We start from the raw sequence: 17,041 nt of genomic DNA, 5'->3' as shown, positions 1-17,041 counted from the left end.
TCTACGGAAAGTGACAGAAGAGGGATAGATAATCTCCAAATCATTCAATTTTTTCAAAAAAGCAACTAACATTATTCAACAATAAAATTTTTAATTTTTATATATTCAACTTATCTAGCTATATTTATCTAGTATTATTTTTATAAATCTATAGTTATTTACTTAATTAGATCACTTCTGTATTTACAACAATCAAAAGCAACAATACTCTTGCAATATCTCAATTAACTTGTTCACAATCTTGTCATTAATAAAGTATAAACTTATACTTAAACAAGGAAGAAGCCATGTTTTTTGATTCTAACAGAAATAGAGAGGGAACTCAGGAGAATATAGGAGATGGATGGCAAGGGCAAAATTTGCAAGCATCTCATAGAGAAACTTTAGATTCGCTGTATAGCAACTATGTTTGGCAGTGTGACCATTTTCAGTTAAACATTATGCTGGCTGCCCATAATACTAAGCTTTTTGCACGTCCTTACTTGACCAAAATTACAGATGTTTATTCTCGGTGCATAATGGGTATACATTTAAGCTTTGATGCACCAAATTGTCAAGTAGTTGCTCTGGCATTACGTCATGCTATTTTCCCAAAGCAGTATGGGAAAGAATATGCACTGCATTACCAATGGCAAACATTTGGAGTACCTAAATTCATTGTTACTGATAGTAGCAAACATTTTAAGACTAAATACTTAAAACAGATAGCTAAAAAACTAGATTTTGAGTGGATTAATAGTTTTTCTGCTATGAATAGTGCAACGGAAGAACGTAGTATATTGGCAATTAATAGTGAGCTTTTATCTAATTTACCGGAATATTGTGTATCATACAGCGCAGGAACCCATATCAAAGGAGAGAATAAAAGTTACTTGACCTTACAGGAACTACATTTACTGCTGGTTAACTACATTGTTAATAATTATAACCAGAAAGTAGATAATTTCATACAAAATCAAACAAGGTTTCAACGATGGGAAACAGGACTACTTGCTTCACCAAACATAGTTAATGAGGAAGACCTGAATATCTACATCAATAATTAGCGAGTAAAAGCGTTGCTAAGGAATAGTGTAGTTTTACTTTGGAATACAATTTGATGTTTAAAATCATACCTAAAAATAGCAACGCTTAATTTATTTCATTTATAAAAATCTTATTTATTAAAAAAATAGGAAATATATCTTATACATAATAGAAGACAAAAAGACGTGTTTTTCACGTCTTTTCCTTCTCTAATTGATGATGATTAAAAGTTCTGTCTGGTTTTACGCTGCATCTGCCACTAGCAAGCCATTAACAGCTATGATGATCAACTGCGCTTGCAAAGGAGTATTGTAACAAGGTCTTTCATCTCTATTACAAGGCTGTGCCACCCATCTACCATCAAGATTTTGATAAAAAGTGCCTAGCAGTTGCGAGGCATGCCAAACTCGATAAAGTTCTCCAAAATCATCGGTTACAGAATCAATTTCTATTTCTGGTGGTGCTGGGTTTGTTAACTGGTCAATATATTCGTCAAACTCTGATTTTGTCAAAGTTTGGTCGTCAAATGCATCTTGTATAATCATGTGAATAACCTCACTGATGGGGTTTTACAAAAGGCGATCGCATGGTTTGGCGACTGGGCGATCGCCTTTGCTTTGTTACTATATTGTAGTGACCTGTTACTACTAAAACAAGACTGTTACTACAAAATTTTTCAAACCCTGCAAAATTGAGGTAAATAGAGTTATTACAGATTTAGGGTTTGCAGCGACAATTAACATGGCAAAGCGTCAGACAACAAAGCTGAACAATCAAATCATCGTCAGAATGGACGATGAGACAAAAGAAGCTTTTATGAATAAAGTTCAATCTGAAGGGAAAACCGCTTCGGAATTAATTATGGGATGGATTCGTTCTTACCTTGCAGAAGAACGTCACGAAGCACTGGATTTAAGCACAATGCACAGGGACTTAGAGAACCTAAAGCAACAAGTTGCAATAATTCAAAACGAACTCTTGGGAAAAACCGCAGCCTGAGAGATGAAAATGATTCTCTCAGGCAATGGATAGACGAAATTATTAATTCTGCACCCAGGATTCCAAAAGACCCGTCAGACACATGACGGGTTTGGTTTTGTTAGAGAAATAAATTGTTATTACAAGTATATATAAGTAGTAACCAAATAATTGCGGTTGCGATCGCACTCAAATGAATAGCTCCTTGTATCTAAGCTGATATAGCTATTCTTCTGTGATTCTAATGTAGTGACAGTAGATTAAAAAAAACTGAAGTGCGATTATCACACGTAGATTTAAGGCTATCTATGCCAGTAGTAATAACTGGAAGTTAACTAAGTTTTCTGCATAGGGAAAGCCAATAGGTAATTTTGGGTAATATAAGAGATGCGATCGCCCTAAGCTCGACAAATTATGAATCAAACTTCTATTAAACATCTTCCTAGCATTTTTGAAAAAGCTGCCAGTGACACATGGAAACGACTTAAAGCTAGTTCACAATTAGAGATTTCGCAAAATGAGACAACAATCACAGATATTATCCTATTAGACCTCAAAATTGCACAATGTCCATTCCTTCATGTCTTAAAAACACCACAACATCTTGAGCATTTACAAGGTACTGATTGGGAGTGGTGGATTGGAGCTAATAATGTAGGTTGGCTGCGCTATGCTGTTCAAGCTAAAAAAATTGATTTATCATCTCAAAGATATGACGAATTAGGACATACAGTTAATGGAAAATTACAACTAGAAATTTTGCAATCCTATTCTTATGCTAATAAAGCTCTGGCAAGATACTGTTTTTATAACTATGTGAAATCTATTAAAACCAGCAAACATTGGCATTGCAATCTTCCTGTAGATGTAACTCAGCTTGGTTGTTCAATAGCTACTTTATCCACAGTTCTTAAAGCTATAAATACTAGAGGATACCGCAATTTTGATTCTATTCATTCTCACGTTTCAACTCTTCCATTCCGATGCTTGGTTGCGTGTCCAATGATTCTATCAGTTTACGCTGGAGCAAGGCGATTTCCTACTGGATTTGAAGATTATGCAGAGGCACAATTATTTGAATCTCTTCCACTCAATATTCAACAAAGTCTTGAAACAGGCTATTTTCAGGAATGGGATTCAAATTTCTACAGCAATGAAGTTCCTTATCGACCTGCACGTATACTAGTGGCGGAGTTACCTTATTGGTCAAATCAGGGATGAAATTATGGGTAAAAAAAGATATTCGAGCAATCTATCTTATTGCTGTATTTGTTGCTGTATTCTCACAGTTGTTTGTAAACTGTATCTGACTGGCAGTGTACTTAAAGCAATCGAACTTAATAACTTCCGAGGGGGGAGCGGTTCAACTCATCCTTATAAAATTTCCAATTGGGCATAAATTTATTCATCAAAGCCACGAAACGATCGCCATGATGACGTTCTAACAGATGTACCATTTCGTGAACTACAACGTACTCTAGGCAATGCTTGTCTTTTTTGGCTAGTTCCAGGTTGAGCCAGATGCGTTTGGCTTGAATGTTGCAAGTACCCCATTTGGTTTTCATCAGTTTTATCCCCCAGTCCTCAACCTGAACTCCCATGTTCTGTTGCCATTTGGCAATTAATGAGGGAGTATCTTGTTTTAACTGCTGTCGATACCAGGACATCATAACTTGTTGGCGTTGCGCTTCATTACTTCCTGGCTTGACATAAAGGTCAATATATGTAGTATTTCTAATTTCTACTTTGGGAGTTCCCTGGTAATAGATGACATTTAGTAAATAGCGTTTACCTTGGAAGTAATGGCTTTCACCAGATACAAATTCTCTTGGTGACTGGCGTTCTTGTGTTTCAAAATTAGCTTGATGCTTTTTAATCCAGGCTAATTTGGAGATGGCGAATAAACGCACAGCTTCGTCATCAAGGTGTAAGGGTGTGGCGATACGTACTCGACCATCAGGGGGATATACTGCCAAGTGTAGGTTTTTAATGTCTTTTCTGGCAACGTCTATGACGAGTTCACCGACTGTTATTTGGTGCATTTTAATACTCGCTTTGGCTTTTGACTATTTCAAAAATGCGTTCTACATCTTCTGGCAAATTTAGATGTTGTTTAATGACATTTTTTACTTCGCGTTCTTTGATTATGCTTCCTCGCCAACCATCTTTTTTGGTTTTGCGAATCGCTTCATCTATTGCTAGAGCTAATACTTCGTCTTGATTAAGGTTGTCGTATAAAGCCCTTTTAGCAGCAGAGTTCAATGATTGAGGATACTGCAATGAGTTGCTAGGTTGAACAACTTGTTTACTTAACTCAACAATTTTCTGCAAATAGGCTTTATAGTCTTGGCTGGCTGCTTTCCGGGCTTGGATTAACTCATCCAGCAGTGTGGACATTTTATCAAAATATTTCGGGTTGGTTGGTTGTTGATCGATAATGACTTTGCGTAAGTTGTTTTCGATGGTTTCTGCTACAGCTTTTTGGTTTTGTTTGATGCCTTTGGGTAATGCGTCAACTGCATTTGCACCGCGTTCGACAATCAACTGAATTAGTGTCATGTCGTCGAAGGCTGAAATTACTTCGCTATCTTCTGCACCGATGTAGGTATCAATCAAGTGACGCATGGCGGGTTCGTAGGCTTTCAAGTCGATGTAATCGCCACTGGCTAACTTTACTTCTGCGCGTACTTGTTCGTAATGCTTAACTTCTTGTTTAATAACTTCGGTTTCTGCCATGCTGTATCCGGCTTCTGCCATGTCATTGGATAGATTAGCATAGGCTCGAACTAAAGCTGAAGTGTATTTATAAAGGGCAATGCGCTGTTGTTGATTTTCTTTGATGATATCTGGGTTTTCAGTATCGGCACCGCAGAAATAGCGAATATAGGCATGGGTATCATGGGGTCGCTCTACAGGTTCGCATAGGGCTTTGATGCTTTCTCTCACGTTTTCTAGGCGTTCTCTGCCTTTGGCGATTCTGTCACTTAATAATCCATCGATGTCGTCTGGTTCGTAGTCTTCAAATGCTTCGCTGGTGTAATCGTTAATTGATTTTTCTAGGCTTTTAAATAGGTCTTTGTAGTCGATGATGTAGCCATATTCTTTATCTTCACCATCCAAGCGGTTAACCCGACAAATGGCTTGAAATAGTCCGTGGTCGCGCATGGTTTTGTCGATGTAGAGATAAGTAGCAGAAGGTGCATCGAATCCTGTCAGCAACTTATCGACTACAATTAGCAGCTTCATTTGGGCTGGTTCTTCGACAAATTTCTTTTTAACTTCGTCTTCAAATACTTCTGGTGCTTTACCGTTAAGCATTTTTTGATAAATTTCGTACTGGCGTAATTTTTCCGTCAGTTCCTCTTCTCCTGTACTTTCGCCTTTGATGTCTTTGGGGGAAGGTTTGTAGGAGGTGACAATGGCACATTTGGTAAAACCAGCATCTTGGAATAGATCGTAATATTTACAAGCTTGGTAAATGCTACCAGAGACGAGCATGGCGTTACCATGACCACTTTGCAAGCGGTCTTTAGTTTCAAAATCTAGCAGAATATCGCTGACAATTATTTCTAGCCGAGATTTTGAACTGAGAACTTTTTGCAGATTTCCCCAGCGTTTTTTGAGTTGGGTTTTGGCGTGTTCTGTTAAGCCTCTGGTTTTGGCTTCAAACCACTGGTCAATTTTGGTTTGTGAGGTGATATTTTGGTCAACATTGCGAGCTTCGTAGCGCAAATCAAGGACGACTTTATCAATTACGGCTGTTTTGAAAGTGTAAGTGTGAATGTACTCACCAAAAACGTTGATGCTGTTTTGTTTGTCTTTTTTGAGTAGGGGTGTGCCAGTAAAGCCTATGAATACAGCATTTGGTAGGATTTCTTTCATCGCGTCGTGCAGCGTGCCTGATTGGGTGCGGTGACATTCATCCACAAATACATAAGTATCGCCTTTCGCTCTGAAATCGCTGGGCAAGCTGCGCTTAAGTTCTTCGATGTAGCTGTTATAGTCTGCGTCGTCTGGTTTGTCTTTCTTACCAAATTTGTGGATTAGGGAGCAGAGTAACCAGGGGGTAGTGTTGTTGAGTTTGTTAATCAGGTCTTTCCCGCTTGTGGTGCGGTAAATGGCTTCGTTGACTCCTTTAAAGACATTCTCAATTTGCTTGTCTAGTTCATCTCGATCGGTAATTATCAAGACACGAGCATCAGTGATGTTTTCCCGAATCCATTTAGTTAGCCAAACCATTGTCAGGCTTTTGCCACTGCCTTGAGTGTGCCAGATAATACCCCCTTCCCGGCGACGAAGGTAAGATTGGGCAGCATTAACTCCAAAATACTGATTGTGGCGACAGACTTTTTTAATACCTCGGTCAAAAACAATAAAGTCGTGAATTAGCTCTAAAAAGCGTTTTTTGGTGCAGAGTTGCAGCAGGTGTTTATCTAAAGGGTTGGCGATGTCAGTGTTAGTATCTTCTTTCCAGGTAAGAAAGTATTTTTCTGGAGTTTCAATGGTGGCGTAGCGGAGTCCTTCGGTGTCGTTACCTGCCATGACAAACTGCATGGTGGTGAAGAAGGATTTAATAAATATGGATTTTTGGTTATCGAGGTTTTGGCGGATGCCTTCAGAGACGGAAACAGTGCTGCGTTTAAGTTCGAGTACACCCAGAGCAATACCATTAACATAAAGTACGATATCTGGACGTTTGGTATTTTCGCCTTTAATGGTGACTTCCTCTGCGATCGCAAAATCATTTTCTAGGGGTTCTTCCCAATTGATCAGCCAAACGGTTTGGGTGTTCTCGCCAACTTCTTCTTTGACATTAACCCCATAGCGCAGGAGGCTATAAACTTGTTTGTTGATGTCATAAAGGCTTTTGCTTTGATCGCCTGCGACTTTGTTGAGTTCATACAAGGCTTTGGTGATGAGGCTGTTGCTGTAGCCTTGTTTGTCGCGGAGGAAGGTGCTGAGGATTTCCGTTTCGATGTTGCTGTTGTTAGGTCGGTCGTGCCAATCACCCAGATAGCGATATTTTAATTGTTGCTGAAATAGTTGCACAATGCGGTTTTGGGTTAGGCGTTCGCGTTGTCCGACCTGGCTCATAGCAACCCTCTAACTGTGATAATCACGGATTTACTCAGCTTTAAATATGACACTGTTAATCAAACTATGTCATCTCTATTTGTGTCATCTGTGAATTTTCTGTCTAGCTTAATGTTTGTAACCAGGAAGTACCTGTAAGATTGGTATCGACTGTGGTTAAGGTCAACTGGTGGTGAACTGCTGTAGCGACAATAAAGCGATCGCCTGGGTCTTGGTGTGGTAGCTGAATCTGACGGCTTAAAATAGCGATGTGGCGGTTAAGTGGAGCTTCATGAATTTCTAGGGTATTTAAGGCTAAATCGACCCATGCAACTGGATTAGGCTGTAAAGATATTCGTCCTTTTTCTGCTAAGAGTAGCGTTTCCCAGATACTTATTGGACTGAGCCAAAGTTCGGTTGTTGCTGCTGCAATAGTGGTTTGAAGTTGAGGAGATAGGCGTTCGTTACCAAGTAAATACCAAAGCCAGATGTGGGTATCAAGTAACAGCTTCACTGGAGTGCTTCCCATGTGGTAGCAGGGATTACTGGAGCAATTACGTCTCCCAATATTTCACCGCTACCCTTCATTGCTCCAAATGCTGGGCGCTGGGGTTGAGGGGTGGCGGGATAGATAATGACTAAGGGTTCCCCGTCACCCATGACGGTTACGGGTGTTTTATTGCGTTGTATTTCTGCAAATATTTGTTGTAGGGTTTCAGGTAGTTCGCTAGTAGCAATGTGTTCCATAGTAAGGTTTAGCTCTTGTTCTTGCTTCTATTCTAGAGATTGGCGGTTGAAAACTCTAATGTTGATCAAGAACTGCTAATTAGTCTCGTTTTTCCGATGAGAAGTTCTTGCATCATGCCCTGTTTTATAGCTTTGTATTTATCGCGCTTTTGTTCTAAGCCTTCGATTTCTGCGTCCATGTCGCTGAGGATTTGGGCGATCGCTTGTTGTTCTTCTAAAGGAGGAAGCAATATTTGGAAAGAATTTAAATTCTTGTTAGTTATCTGATTAATTGTTGCGCCTATATTCTCATGAATTTGTCTTTTTATGGAATTTGATTGAAACGCATGGAAAACATACTTATAAAATTTTGTTCTATAAACGGACATGAAAGCTCCAAAGGTGAACCCTTCAGAATCTTTATCAATAATTGCATTTTTCCCGATAAGCTGTCTGCTACCGTTACGAACACAAATTAATATATCTCCTTGTTTCGTAATGAGCTTCTCTGGAACTGCAACATCAACGAAGACATTATCATCAAACTTCAATTGGTTGTCTCCAATATTTGAAGACCTTAAAACCAATAAACCATTTTCTTTGACATTTTCTGGCTTATAAGTCAGTCCTATAATACAGTCTCCAATTTCCCCTAAATTCTTCACCTCCCACTCACCACTAAAACCGGGCAGGCGTTTTTTGCCCGTGAGGAGTTGCTGCATTGTGCCTTGCTTGGTGTTGCGCTTTTTGGTGATGATGCGATCGCACTCTGTAATCAGGGCATCAACATCACTGAGGGATTGGGCGATCGCTTTTTGTTCGGCAAGCGGGGGCAGGGGAATTTTAAAGTCTTTTATTTTATTCAGAGTCAGCCTTGTAATAGCCAACCCTGTCATCATATCTATAAGTCTCTGATGCCCACTTGGGGACAAAATATAGTCAAGTAGGAATCTTGCATTAAGGATATTATTAATAGGTCGAATAAAGGCGACACTGGACAATAAGCTAAATGGTTCATTTAAATAATTTATAGCTGCATTGCCAGTATTAACTCCGTCTTTAGTCAACAAAACATCATTGTATTTAACATCACATCTAGCGTAGATTTTATTATGTTCTTCTTCGGAAATCCAAGCGCATTCTTTTAAGTCTATATATCCTACTTTAATATTTTTTGAAGTTATATATCGATATGAACCATTAGAAACCTTTGGTGAAAAATGAGTTCCATCTTGGATTTTCCAACTAACCGCAGATAGTTTTACAACTTCCCAATCATCAGGAATTACACCTACATCAGTTTTTTTATACCCCTCTAGCCCTTCCTTGTCATCCTGTAATCCCTCTAATCCGTGATTCTGACTTTTTTTCACCACACCAACCCCATTCTCTTCAAATGCCCCTCAACCTTAGCCGTCAACTCCTCAACCTTACTTGTCAACTGCGGCAAAGGCGTATCATACCGTTCCGCCAACTCCTTAATTCGCTGCGTCAACCGTTGCGAAATCCGATCCATCTCTGAAGCGATCGCCTGTCGTAACGTCGGCATCCACTTATCATCGACCACCAGCGTTTTTATCTCGTCCTCGGTTAGATCACCGTATTTTGTCAACACATAATTATCCAAAAATTGAGTCAATACTTTAATTTGTTTACTAATTTCCGCCTCTTGCTCAATCAGCTTTAAATAAGCCTTTAACACCTTTAACTCATCTGCAAACGTGGCATCATTCTTGATTGCCTTGATACGATCGTTTACATTCGCTTTGGTAATTTTGCCACTGTCATTGGTGACTTCTTCCAGCAAACCCTCCTCACCGCCATGTTCTTCTTGCAGTTCCTCCTGCTGGCGAACAATTTCATCTTTTTTCGTTTCCAATTCTGCGATCGCTGCCTGTTCTGCTTGAAAATAGCGGTTAATCATCAACTCCTTGGGAATCAGTTCGCAGATATAATCTGTTACTACACCTTTCTTATTCGTCACCGCTTTCAGTTCTGCCTTCCAGCCATCCTCAACCAAAATATAAACATCGTCCTTCATACTTTCCACCCAATAGGTCATTAGGTGCTGGTAAACATCATATTTATCAATCAGACTTTTACCCGTAAACCCTTGCAGCAAGTCTTCCGAAAGCGCGTGAATAATCGCCTTGGGCTTATCTCCCGGCTGGATGGCTTTCAGCAAAGGCGTATGTTTCTCTTGCCACGTCTCAAAAACCGCTTGGATGTCTTTCCCATAGCTGATAAATTCAGGATGAGCAAAAATACAAGCTTTGACTTCTGATCCTGGAATTTTAAGCATCAGGTATCCTGGGCGATCCGCAGCCTCAAATAATTCCTGTTGCAGCGTCGGGTAAACCTGCCAGTAATCGCTCAAAGCTTCAATATCTCGCTTAGGTATCCCCCCCAACAGATGCGCCTCAATATCCTGTATATCTTCCTCTTCCTGACTGTCGATATAACGCGGGATATTCAGGTTGTACTCATTCCCCTCAATTTCCTGAACTGGCACCATCCGCGAATACTTCGCCACTTCAAGCTGTTTGTTGAAGACATCAACTATTTTATGAATGTCCTGCTCCCGCAGGCGGTTTTTATTGCCGTCTTTAACAAACCCCTTGCTGGCATCAATCATAAAAATACCTTGGCGATTCTCGGCATCTTCCTTGTCTAACACAATAATGCAGGCAGGAATCCCCGTACCATAAAACAGGTTCGGCGGTAGCCCAATAATCCCCTTGATAATGCCCTTACTAATCAGATTTTTCCGAATTTCTGCCTCCGCATTCCCCCGAAACAGCACCCCATGCGGCAGAATAATCGCCCCTTTGCCATTACTTTTTAGGGAGCGCACCATGTGCAGCAAAAAAGCATAGTCCCCATTTTTAGCCGGAGGGATACCATAGTTATCAAACCGTTGAAACTCATCCTTAGCTGGATTAAGTCCATTACTCCAAGCTTTTGAGGAAAAGGGAGGATTAGCCACAGCAAAATCAAAAGTTTTCAGGCTACCATCCGCATCTTTGAAATAAGGACTTGATAAAGTATTATCCTGCCAAATCTCAGCAGTAGGGTGTCCATGCAGGATCATGTTCATCCGAGCCAAAGCGCGGGTAGCGTTGTCCATTTCCTGCCCGTAGATAGTTAAGCCCTGTTCCGCTTCATCCGCCGACTTTAACAACAGAGAACCACTGCCACAAGTCGGGTCATAAATCGTCTGACTCTGGCTTCGGGCTGAATTAACCCCAATAACTTGAGAGATGACACGAGAGACTTCCGCCGGAGTATAAAATTGTCCCTTACTTTTACCCGATTGCGTCGCAAAGTTCCGCATCAGGTACTCATAGGCATCGCCTAAAATATCATCGCCATCAGCACGGTTCTTACTAAAATTCAAAGCAGGGGTTTCAAAAATCGCCACCAAGTTGGAAAGCCTATCTTGCATTTCCTTACCCTTGCCCAGCTTGTCAGCATCATTGAAATCTGCGACATCAATAACACCCTTTAAATCATTGGCTTCGGCTAACTTGGCGATAATTGTGTTGATGCCATCCCCGATATCTTTCTGTCCTTTCAGGGCAACAATATCCTGAAAGCCTCCACCTTCAGGCACTTCAATCAGCGCATCTGCGACACCAGCGTATTTATCAGATACATATTTAACAAATAATAATACCAGTACATAATCCTTATACTGCGAGGCATCCATACCACCCCGCAATTCATCACAGCTTTTCCATAACGAACTATAAAGTTCACTTTTCTTAATTGCCATTTTGTGTAGCCTTTAAAAGACCTCCTCGATCAACTTTGCCAGACGTTTTCAAGCCCGTCTGACACTTTGCCTTGAAGTTTTAACATCGTGCAAAGAACCAATAACATACCACGCACAAGAACTTAGCTCATGTAGTGGCTGAGGATATATCGTATACCAGGAATTCGCAAATTGTCTTATCTGCGATAGCTACATATTATTGCGGGGGATTCTGCTTCTCTCGCTCCTCAACCGCCTTACTCACAATCCGCACAACAAGATTACTGATGGGACGGTCTTCTTCCTGCGCCCATCTGACCAAAGCCTCATGGATATCTTTGGGGAAATATATCGAAGTTTGTACGCGATCGCTCTGACTCATCAACTCTAAAAGGATTTATCGCCAGTCCATCATACCCTTACAACTTTGTCACACAGCTAAATAATGTTTAACAATGTGTCGCAATGTTTTTATGGTAGATTGAAAACATTGTTGAACAAGTTACGACAGTCACGAGATTTGTATATAGCGATCACGCCAAGAAGTGTCGATCGTTATCTGGCAAAGGGCAATAAGAAATTATTTGTTTTACGGAAAGTTTCCCACTATGAGCCGCAAGAGTAATCGAAAATCTATGTCTGCAATCTATAGAACTATTAGATGCTATTTATACGCTAGCGAGGATATACTTCGTAAAGTTTGGGAAGAAATGACCCAAAAAAATACTCCCCTGATTGTTCAACTATTGAAACTTGTAAGTGAGCAACCAGAATTTGAAGCTAATAAAGAGAATGGAACAATAACTAAAAAAGAAATTACAGAATTACGTAAACCTCTAACAGATGATTCTGATTTTCAAGAACAGTCAGGCCGTCTTTGCTCATCAGCAGACTCTTTAGTAAAAGAAGTCTACTCCTCATGGCTGAAGCTATATCAACAAAGAAAAAAGCAGAAAGAAGGTAAAGAATACTTTCTCAACAATATACTTAAAAGTGATGCTGAACTTGTACAAGAAAGTCAATGTAATTTACAGACTATACGAGAAAAAGCGCAAGAAATTCTGAACAATCCAGAAAAATTCTCGGAACAAGTTACTAATAATCAGAATGTTAAGCAAAAAAAGTCATTACGAAAAAAAAGTAATAATGATAATAAAGAAATAAAACAAAGTAAAAATCAAGCATACAAAGAAAATGAAGACGAAAGCTCTCCAAATACATTAACTGATATTTTATATAAAATTCATAGAGAAGCACAAGATATTTTAACGCGATGTGCAGTCAGTTACTTGATAAAAAATAATAATAAAGTTAGTGACATAGAGGAAGACATAACACAATTAGAAAAACGTCGCATTCAAAAACAAGTAGAGATTAAACGTTTAGAAGAACAGCTAAAGAATAGCAAATTACCTAAGGGTCGAGATATAACAGGAACAAAATCTAGTCAAGCATTTAACAATCTAATCAATCAAATACCTAAAGATGATGAAGAATTTGCAGAATGGGTAGCTACTTTTTTGAGGAAAATATCAAAAATACCTTACCCAATAGATTATGGATCTAGCGATTTAAGTTGGGGTAAAGATAAAAAAGGAAATATTTTTGTTTATTTCAATGGTTGGGCTAAATATCACTTTCAAATTTGTTGTAATAAACGCCAACTTCATTTTTTTGAACGCTTTTTAGAAGACTACAAAGCTTTTAAAGCAAGTGAGAAAGGAGAAGAAAAGCTTTCTGGTAGCTTGGTTACACTACGTTCTGCACAGTTGTTATGGCAACAAGGTGAAGGAAAGGGTGAACCTTGGAAAGTTAATAAATTAGCCCTACATTGCACCTATGATGCTCGTTTATGCACAGCAGAAGGTACTGAGGAAGTAAGACAAGAAAAGACTGATAAGGCTCAAAAAGAAATTACTAAAGCAGAAACTCATGAAAATCTCGATAGTAATGAACAAAAAAAGCTAAATAAAAATAAATCTTCGCTGTCTCGACTTAAAAATTCATTCGCTCGTCCTAGTGAACCCACTTATCGAGGTCATTGTAACATAATTGTTGGCGTGAGTTTCCATCCGACTGAATTGGCAACACTTGCTGTAGTTGATGTAAATACAAAAAAAATACTTGTCTGTAAAACTGTCAAAGAGTTACTAGGTAATTCTTTTCGTTTGTTAAGCCGTAGACGTAGACAACAAGTGCATTTTCGTAAGGAGAGAGAAAAAGCTCAAAAAAAAGATTCTCCTTGTAATATAGGCGAATCGCAATTAGGCGAATACGTTGATAAGTTATTAGCTAAGAGAATAGTAGAAGTTGCTAAGACTTATAAAGCAAGTTGCATTATACTGCCTAGATTAAAAGACGCAACAGAAATTCGCACTAGCGTAATTCAAGCAAAAGCAGAAACCAAATTTCCAGGTGATGTCAATGCCCAAAAATTATATGTTAAAGAATATAATCGCCAGATACACAATTGGAGCTATAGCAGACTCCAAGAATCTATAAAGTCAAAAGCTGGCGAGTTGAAGATTAGTATTGAATTTGGTATACAGCCATCTTATGACACTCTGCAAGAACAAGCCAGAGATTTAGCATTGTCTGCATATCAATGTAGGATTAATACTATTGATAGATAAAATTTCTATCGAAAGATTGTATTATTTAAAAATAAATCGGTGCCATCTAATGATGATGCGACAGTATTACCCCTTTATATAAATACTGTCAGAATGGGTTAGTTTAACGCTTGCAAAGGCGTATTCTTTCTGGCCCTAGTAGCTGCCAACTCTACCTGTGCGTTCATCTAAGTGTTTGTTAGCATTAGTTGTTTGGGTAAGCAAATGCTGCTGTTAGATGAGAAAGGACTCGCACCGAGACGCATGGGAAGTATAAGGTGTTAGGGTGCCAAACAGCCCAGAACCTTAGCTCTTGACATCAGACTCTTTCAGCTTGGTGTTAGGTGCCAGAGCGGCCTGTATTACTAAAATCATTGATTTTGGTTTTACGAGGAACTTCTATCTCTTACTTTATAACAGAGTAAGGGTACGGGTATACCGTCATGGTGGCTACTGAACTACCACCCCCTAATTTTTATTTTTGGCAAGTCAAAGCAGGGGCAAAATACCTCAGGCTCTGCCAAATTACTACAACCCTTATCTTGACTGAATTTTAGAATTTTGAAGGCGAATCAAAGTTTATTTATCGGCGATAAAAAATATGCTTTTAAGTAGACTTGCCAAAATCGCCTATGAAAAACAGTGAGGATAAGCATTTGACAAATCAGGGTTTCAACAACCCTCACGGTAGGCGGTGGGTTGAAAGTGATATCACAGTGTCTAAATTTAGGGCATCAAGTTTCAACAACCCTCACGGTAGGCTGTGGGTTGAAAGCAACTTCTGCTCAGTTGCAATATCTTGAACATGCCGTTTCAAAAACCCTCACGGTAGGCGGTGGGTTTATTCAAAATATTTAAGTTTCCATACTTATTTTGCATGAGCTAAGTTTTACTTGTGGATATCGTATAATTATGTATTAGGGTGGTTATGAAAGGAGCGCTGCGATCGCACAACGTAACGCAGCAGTTTTATAAAAATTCAGTTCTATTTTTGAATGAAAAAGTTACACAAAGGCAACTAATAATTTGCAATTATAGAGCATTGGGCTTGCTGTAACACTTAAGGTTAAAGTCCTTATATCTTACTAATTTGTATAGTCTGATTTTGGACAAAAATTCTTTAAAACTGGTTTCAACTCTGGACAAAAATTCTTTAAAACTGGATTGATCGCTGAAAGTAAGGAAAATAGGTAATTTATGTCCATTACATTGGTCAAGTTGGACAAGAATCCTTTAAAACTGACAATAATAATTTAATGTACAAATGGAGAATAGGGAACTCGAATCCCTGACCTCTGCGGTGCGATCGCAGCGCTCTACCAACTGAGCTAATTCCCCTTAAAATGGTTGTTGCTGAGTTAATCAAATTACTAGCAATTCAATCAACGCTCTACTACCAAAGGATATCTTAACACTCACTTACGCTTGGCTGCGGTTCTTTGCCAGAAAACACATTTTGGACTCGTTCGAGTTCTAAGTCAGTCAGATAGTCTACAGTCCAGTTACAACAGCGCTGAAGCATGTGGAAAGGGTAGGTATTTGCTACACCTATAACCTTCATCTGTGATTGTTTGGCTGCTTGGATACCTGCGAAGGTATCTTCAATTGCTAAACATTCTTGCGGTTGCAGATTTAATTCGGGATATTTTTGGTTAAAGCGTTCGACTGCTAAGAGATAACCCTCTGGGTTGGGTTTACTAGTGGTGATATCGTCACCTGCGACAATAACTTTAAAGTATTCTGTCAGTTTGGTGCGATGAAGTACAAATTCTATTTCTTTGCTGAGTGCGCCACTGACTAAGCCTAAATTGATATTTTGCGAACGCACCTGATATATTAAATCTTCTACACCTGGATATATGGGCAGTTTTTCTAATTTTTCCAGTTCCAGCAAGTATGCTTCAGCTTTGCGGCTCAGTAGTTGATTGAGAGACTCTTCTGTTAATACTCTACCGCGATTTGCCAGCAGTTCTTGAAAACAAGCGCGATCGCTTCTTCCCAAACAAGTCTGACGTTCTTGCAGTTTTTGGGGTTGGAGATTTTCTTGAATGAGAATCTCATCTATTAGTTGTAGGTGGATATGCTCATCGTTAATGATGACACCATTAAAATCAAACAGAATTGCTTTTAAACTCATGCTGTTATGCCAAAAGCTGGAGATCCTAAACCCTCCAAATCATTATTATCTATTGTGCTGTCTATTGATCCTTCACTATACTGGCGGACTGTGGCTTGCATAGCTGAACCTGTAATCAAAGTTGGTTTTATCCCACTACTTACTTGATGTATCCCCCAAACATCTTCGGTGCGTACTTCTTTAAACCCCGCAGCACCCATACGCGCGTCTACACTATCAGCAGCGTACTCACGAATATAAGGTTCCTCAAAGATATCATTGAGCCAATCTAACTGGCGCAGGGTTTTTTGATTGCCATCTAAAATTAAAACCTGTCCACCAGCTGCTAATAAGCGAAAGCTCTCTTGCAAAATTGCTTGAGTAACTGCACTGGGTGTTTCGTGAAATAGCAGAGACGCTGTGACTAAATCAAAGGAAGCATCAGAGAAGCTTGTTTGCGCGGCGTTTCCATGTCGCCAGATAATATTTAAATTTGCAATTCTCGCTTTATCTTCTGCTCTTACTAGCATATAGGGCGACAAGTCTAAGCCAATAACTTCGGCTTGGGGGAAAGTTTGCTTTAACATCAAAGTTGTGGAACCCGTACCACAACCTAAGTCAAGTATGCGTCTTGGTTGGACTTTTATCGCATCAATCAATGCTTGACGTACCCAAGCTTCATTGGGTGGTAGAGCGTATTCCGTAATTGGGTCATAACTCACCGCCGCTTCAAGGGGCGACAAGCTCCCTAAAGTG

15 protein-coding genes and 1 tRNA gene are annotated in these 17,041 nt (G+C 39.4%); 5 read left to right on the top strand and 11 right to left on the bottom strand.

Features of this window, described 5'->3' with window-relative positions; genetic code table 11:
- Positions 1–287: 287 nt before the first annotated feature.
- Positions 288–1,046: an integrase catalytic domain-containing protein gene (locus tag NCWK1_RS15220; RefSeq protein ID WP_103125288.1), complete on the top strand. Its 759-nt coding sequence runs from the start codon at positions 288–290 to the stop codon at positions 1,044–1,046.
- Positions 1,047–1,268: 222 nt separating this feature from the next.
- On the opposite strand, the gene NCWK1_RS15215 is transcribed toward NCWK1_RS15220, so the two are convergent.
- A complete protein-coding gene (locus tag NCWK1_RS15215) occupies positions 1,269–1,571 on the bottom strand; it encodes a hypothetical protein (protein ID WP_103125287.1) in 303 nt (100 codons plus the stop codon).
- On the opposite strand from NCWK1_RS15215, the gene NCWK1_RS29600 reads away from it, so the two are divergent.
- From NCWK1_RS29600 to NCWK1_RS15205, 3 genes are all read left to right on the top strand, one after another.
- A complete protein-coding gene (locus NCWK1_RS29600; RefSeq protein ID WP_187308155.1) occupies positions 1,572–1,721 on the top strand; it encodes a hypothetical protein in 150 nt (49 codons plus the stop codon).
- Between the two features lie 46 nt (positions 1,722–1,767).
- Complete coding sequence (locus NCWK1_RS15210) at positions 1,768–2,025, top strand: hypothetical protein (RefSeq protein WP_103125286.1); 258 nt, start codon at positions 1,768–1,770, stop codon at positions 2,023–2,025.
- Positions 2,026–2,418: 393 nt separating this feature from the next.
- Complete coding sequence (locus tag NCWK1_RS15205) at positions 2,419–3,225, top strand: DUF6615 family protein (protein ID WP_103125285.1); 807 nt, start codon at positions 2,419–2,421, stop codon at positions 3,223–3,225.
- Positions 3,226–3,341: 116 nt separating this feature from the next.
- Here the strand turns inward: NCWK1_RS15205 and NCWK1_RS15200 are convergent, their stop codons facing one another.
- The 7 genes from NCWK1_RS15200 to NCWK1_RS15170 form a co-directional block, all read right to left on the bottom strand.
- Complete coding sequence (locus tag NCWK1_RS15200) at positions 3,342–4,046, bottom strand: M48 family metallopeptidase (RefSeq protein WP_103125284.1); 705 nt, start codon at positions 4,044–4,046, stop codon at positions 3,342–3,344.
- A gap of 1 nt (position 4,047) precedes the next feature.
- Positions 4,048–7,098 carry a type I restriction endonuclease subunit R gene (locus tag NCWK1_RS15195; protein ID WP_103125283.1) on the bottom strand — a complete coding sequence of 1,017 codons (3,051 nt, stop codon included), beginning with the start codon at positions 7,096–7,098 and terminating at the stop codon, positions 4,048–4,050.
- Positions 7,099–7,201: 103 nt separating this feature from the next.
- A complete protein-coding gene (locus NCWK1_RS15190; RefSeq protein WP_103125307.1) occupies positions 7,202–7,591 on the bottom strand; it encodes a type II toxin-antitoxin system VapC family toxin in 390 nt (129 codons plus the stop codon).
- Complete coding sequence (locus NCWK1_RS15185; RefSeq protein ID WP_103125282.1) at positions 7,588–7,824, bottom strand: prevent-host-death family protein; 237 nt, start codon at positions 7,822–7,824, stop codon at positions 7,588–7,590. Before NCWK1_RS15185 ends, NCWK1_RS15190 begins: the two co-directional genes overlap by 4 nt.
- 65 nt (positions 7,825–7,889) lie before the next feature.
- Positions 7,890–9,176 (bottom strand): restriction endonuclease subunit S, encoded by a 1,287-nt coding sequence (locus NCWK1_RS15180; protein WP_103125281.1) that lies wholly within the window; start codon positions 9,174–9,176, stop codon positions 7,890–7,892.
- Complete coding sequence (locus NCWK1_RS15175; RefSeq protein ID WP_103125280.1) at positions 9,173–11,578, bottom strand: type I restriction-modification system subunit M; 2,406 nt, start codon at positions 11,576–11,578, stop codon at positions 9,173–9,175. The genes NCWK1_RS15180 and NCWK1_RS15175 overlap by 4 nt, the downstream gene beginning before the upstream one ends.
- A gap of 196 nt (positions 11,579–11,774) precedes the next feature.
- Positions 11,775–11,939 carry a ribbon-helix-helix domain-containing protein gene (locus tag NCWK1_RS15170; RefSeq protein WP_103125279.1) on the bottom strand — a complete coding sequence of 55 codons (165 nt, stop codon included), beginning with the start codon at positions 11,937–11,939 and terminating at the stop codon, positions 11,775–11,777.
- Between the two features lie 226 nt (positions 11,940–12,165).
- Between NCWK1_RS15170 and cas12k the strand changes: the two genes are divergently transcribed.
- A complete protein-coding gene (gene cas12k / locus NCWK1_RS15165) occupies positions 12,166–14,190 on the top strand; it encodes a type V CRISPR-associated protein Cas12k (protein WP_340641204.1) in 2,025 nt (674 codons plus the stop codon).
- 1,244 nt (positions 14,191–15,434) lie between these two features.
- Here cas12k and NCWK1_RS15160 read toward each other — a convergent pair.
- From NCWK1_RS15160 to NCWK1_RS15150, 3 genes are all read right to left on the bottom strand, one after another.
- A tRNA-Ala gene (locus NCWK1_RS15160) sits at positions 15,435–15,507 on the bottom strand.
- A gap of 70 nt (positions 15,508–15,577) precedes the next feature.
- Positions 15,578–16,306, bottom strand: a complete 729-nt coding sequence (locus NCWK1_RS15155; RefSeq protein WP_103125277.1) for an HAD family hydrolase — start codon at positions 16,304–16,306, stop codon at positions 15,578–15,580.
- Positions 16,303–17,041: class I SAM-dependent methyltransferase (locus NCWK1_RS15150; protein ID WP_103125276.1), on the bottom strand; the 739-nt coding region annotated here is incomplete at its 5' end. The genes NCWK1_RS15155 and NCWK1_RS15150, both read right to left, overlap by 4 nt.

The sequence above is a fragment of the Nostoc cycadae WK-1 genome, assembly GCF_002897135.1.
Lineage (GTDB): Bacteria > Cyanobacteriota > Cyanobacteriia > Cyanobacteriales > Nostocaceae > Nostoc_B.
The sequence above is the reverse complement of the archived record's forward strand: the minus strand, read 5'-3'. Positions and strand labels throughout refer to the sequence as shown.

Coding starts and splice junctions, on each gene's coding strand:
- NCWK1_RS15220 (WP_103125288.1), top strand. CDS start 288: ATGTTTTTTGATTCTAACAGAAATAGAGAGGGAACTCAGGAGAATATA.
- NCWK1_RS15215 (WP_103125287.1), bottom strand. CDS start 1,571: ATGATTATACAAGATGCATTTGACGACCAAACTTTGACAAAATCAGAG.
- NCWK1_RS15210 (WP_103125286.1), top strand. CDS start 1,768: ATGGCAAAGCGTCAGACAACAAAGCTGAACAATCAAATCATCGTCAGA.
- NCWK1_RS15205 (WP_103125285.1), top strand. CDS start 2,419: ATGAATCAAACTTCTATTAAACATCTTCCTAGCATTTTTGAAAAAGCT.
- NCWK1_RS15200 (WP_103125284.1), bottom strand. CDS start 4,046: ATGCACCAAATAACAGTCGGTGAACTCGTCATAGACGTTGCCAGAAAA.
- NCWK1_RS15195 (WP_103125283.1), bottom strand. CDS start 7,098: ATGAGCCAGGTCGGACAACGCGAACGCCTAACCCAAAACCGCATTGTG.
- NCWK1_RS15185 (WP_103125282.1), bottom strand. CDS start 7,824: ATGGAACACATTGCTACTAGCGAACTACCTGAAACCCTACAACAAATA.
- NCWK1_RS15175 (WP_103125280.1), bottom strand. CDS start 11,578: ATGGCAATTAAGAAAAGTGAACTTTATAGTTCGTTATGGAAAAGCTGT.
- NCWK1_RS15170 (WP_103125279.1), bottom strand. CDS start 11,939: ATGAGTCAGAGCGATCGCGTACAAACTTCGATATATTTCCCCAAAGAT.
- cas12k (WP_340641204.1), top strand. CDS start 12,166: ATGAGCCGCAAGAGTAATCGAAAATCTATGTCTGCAATCTATAGAACT.
- NCWK1_RS15155 (WP_103125277.1), bottom strand. CDS start 16,306: ATGAGTTTAAAAGCAATTCTGTTTGATTTTAATGGTGTCATCATTAAC.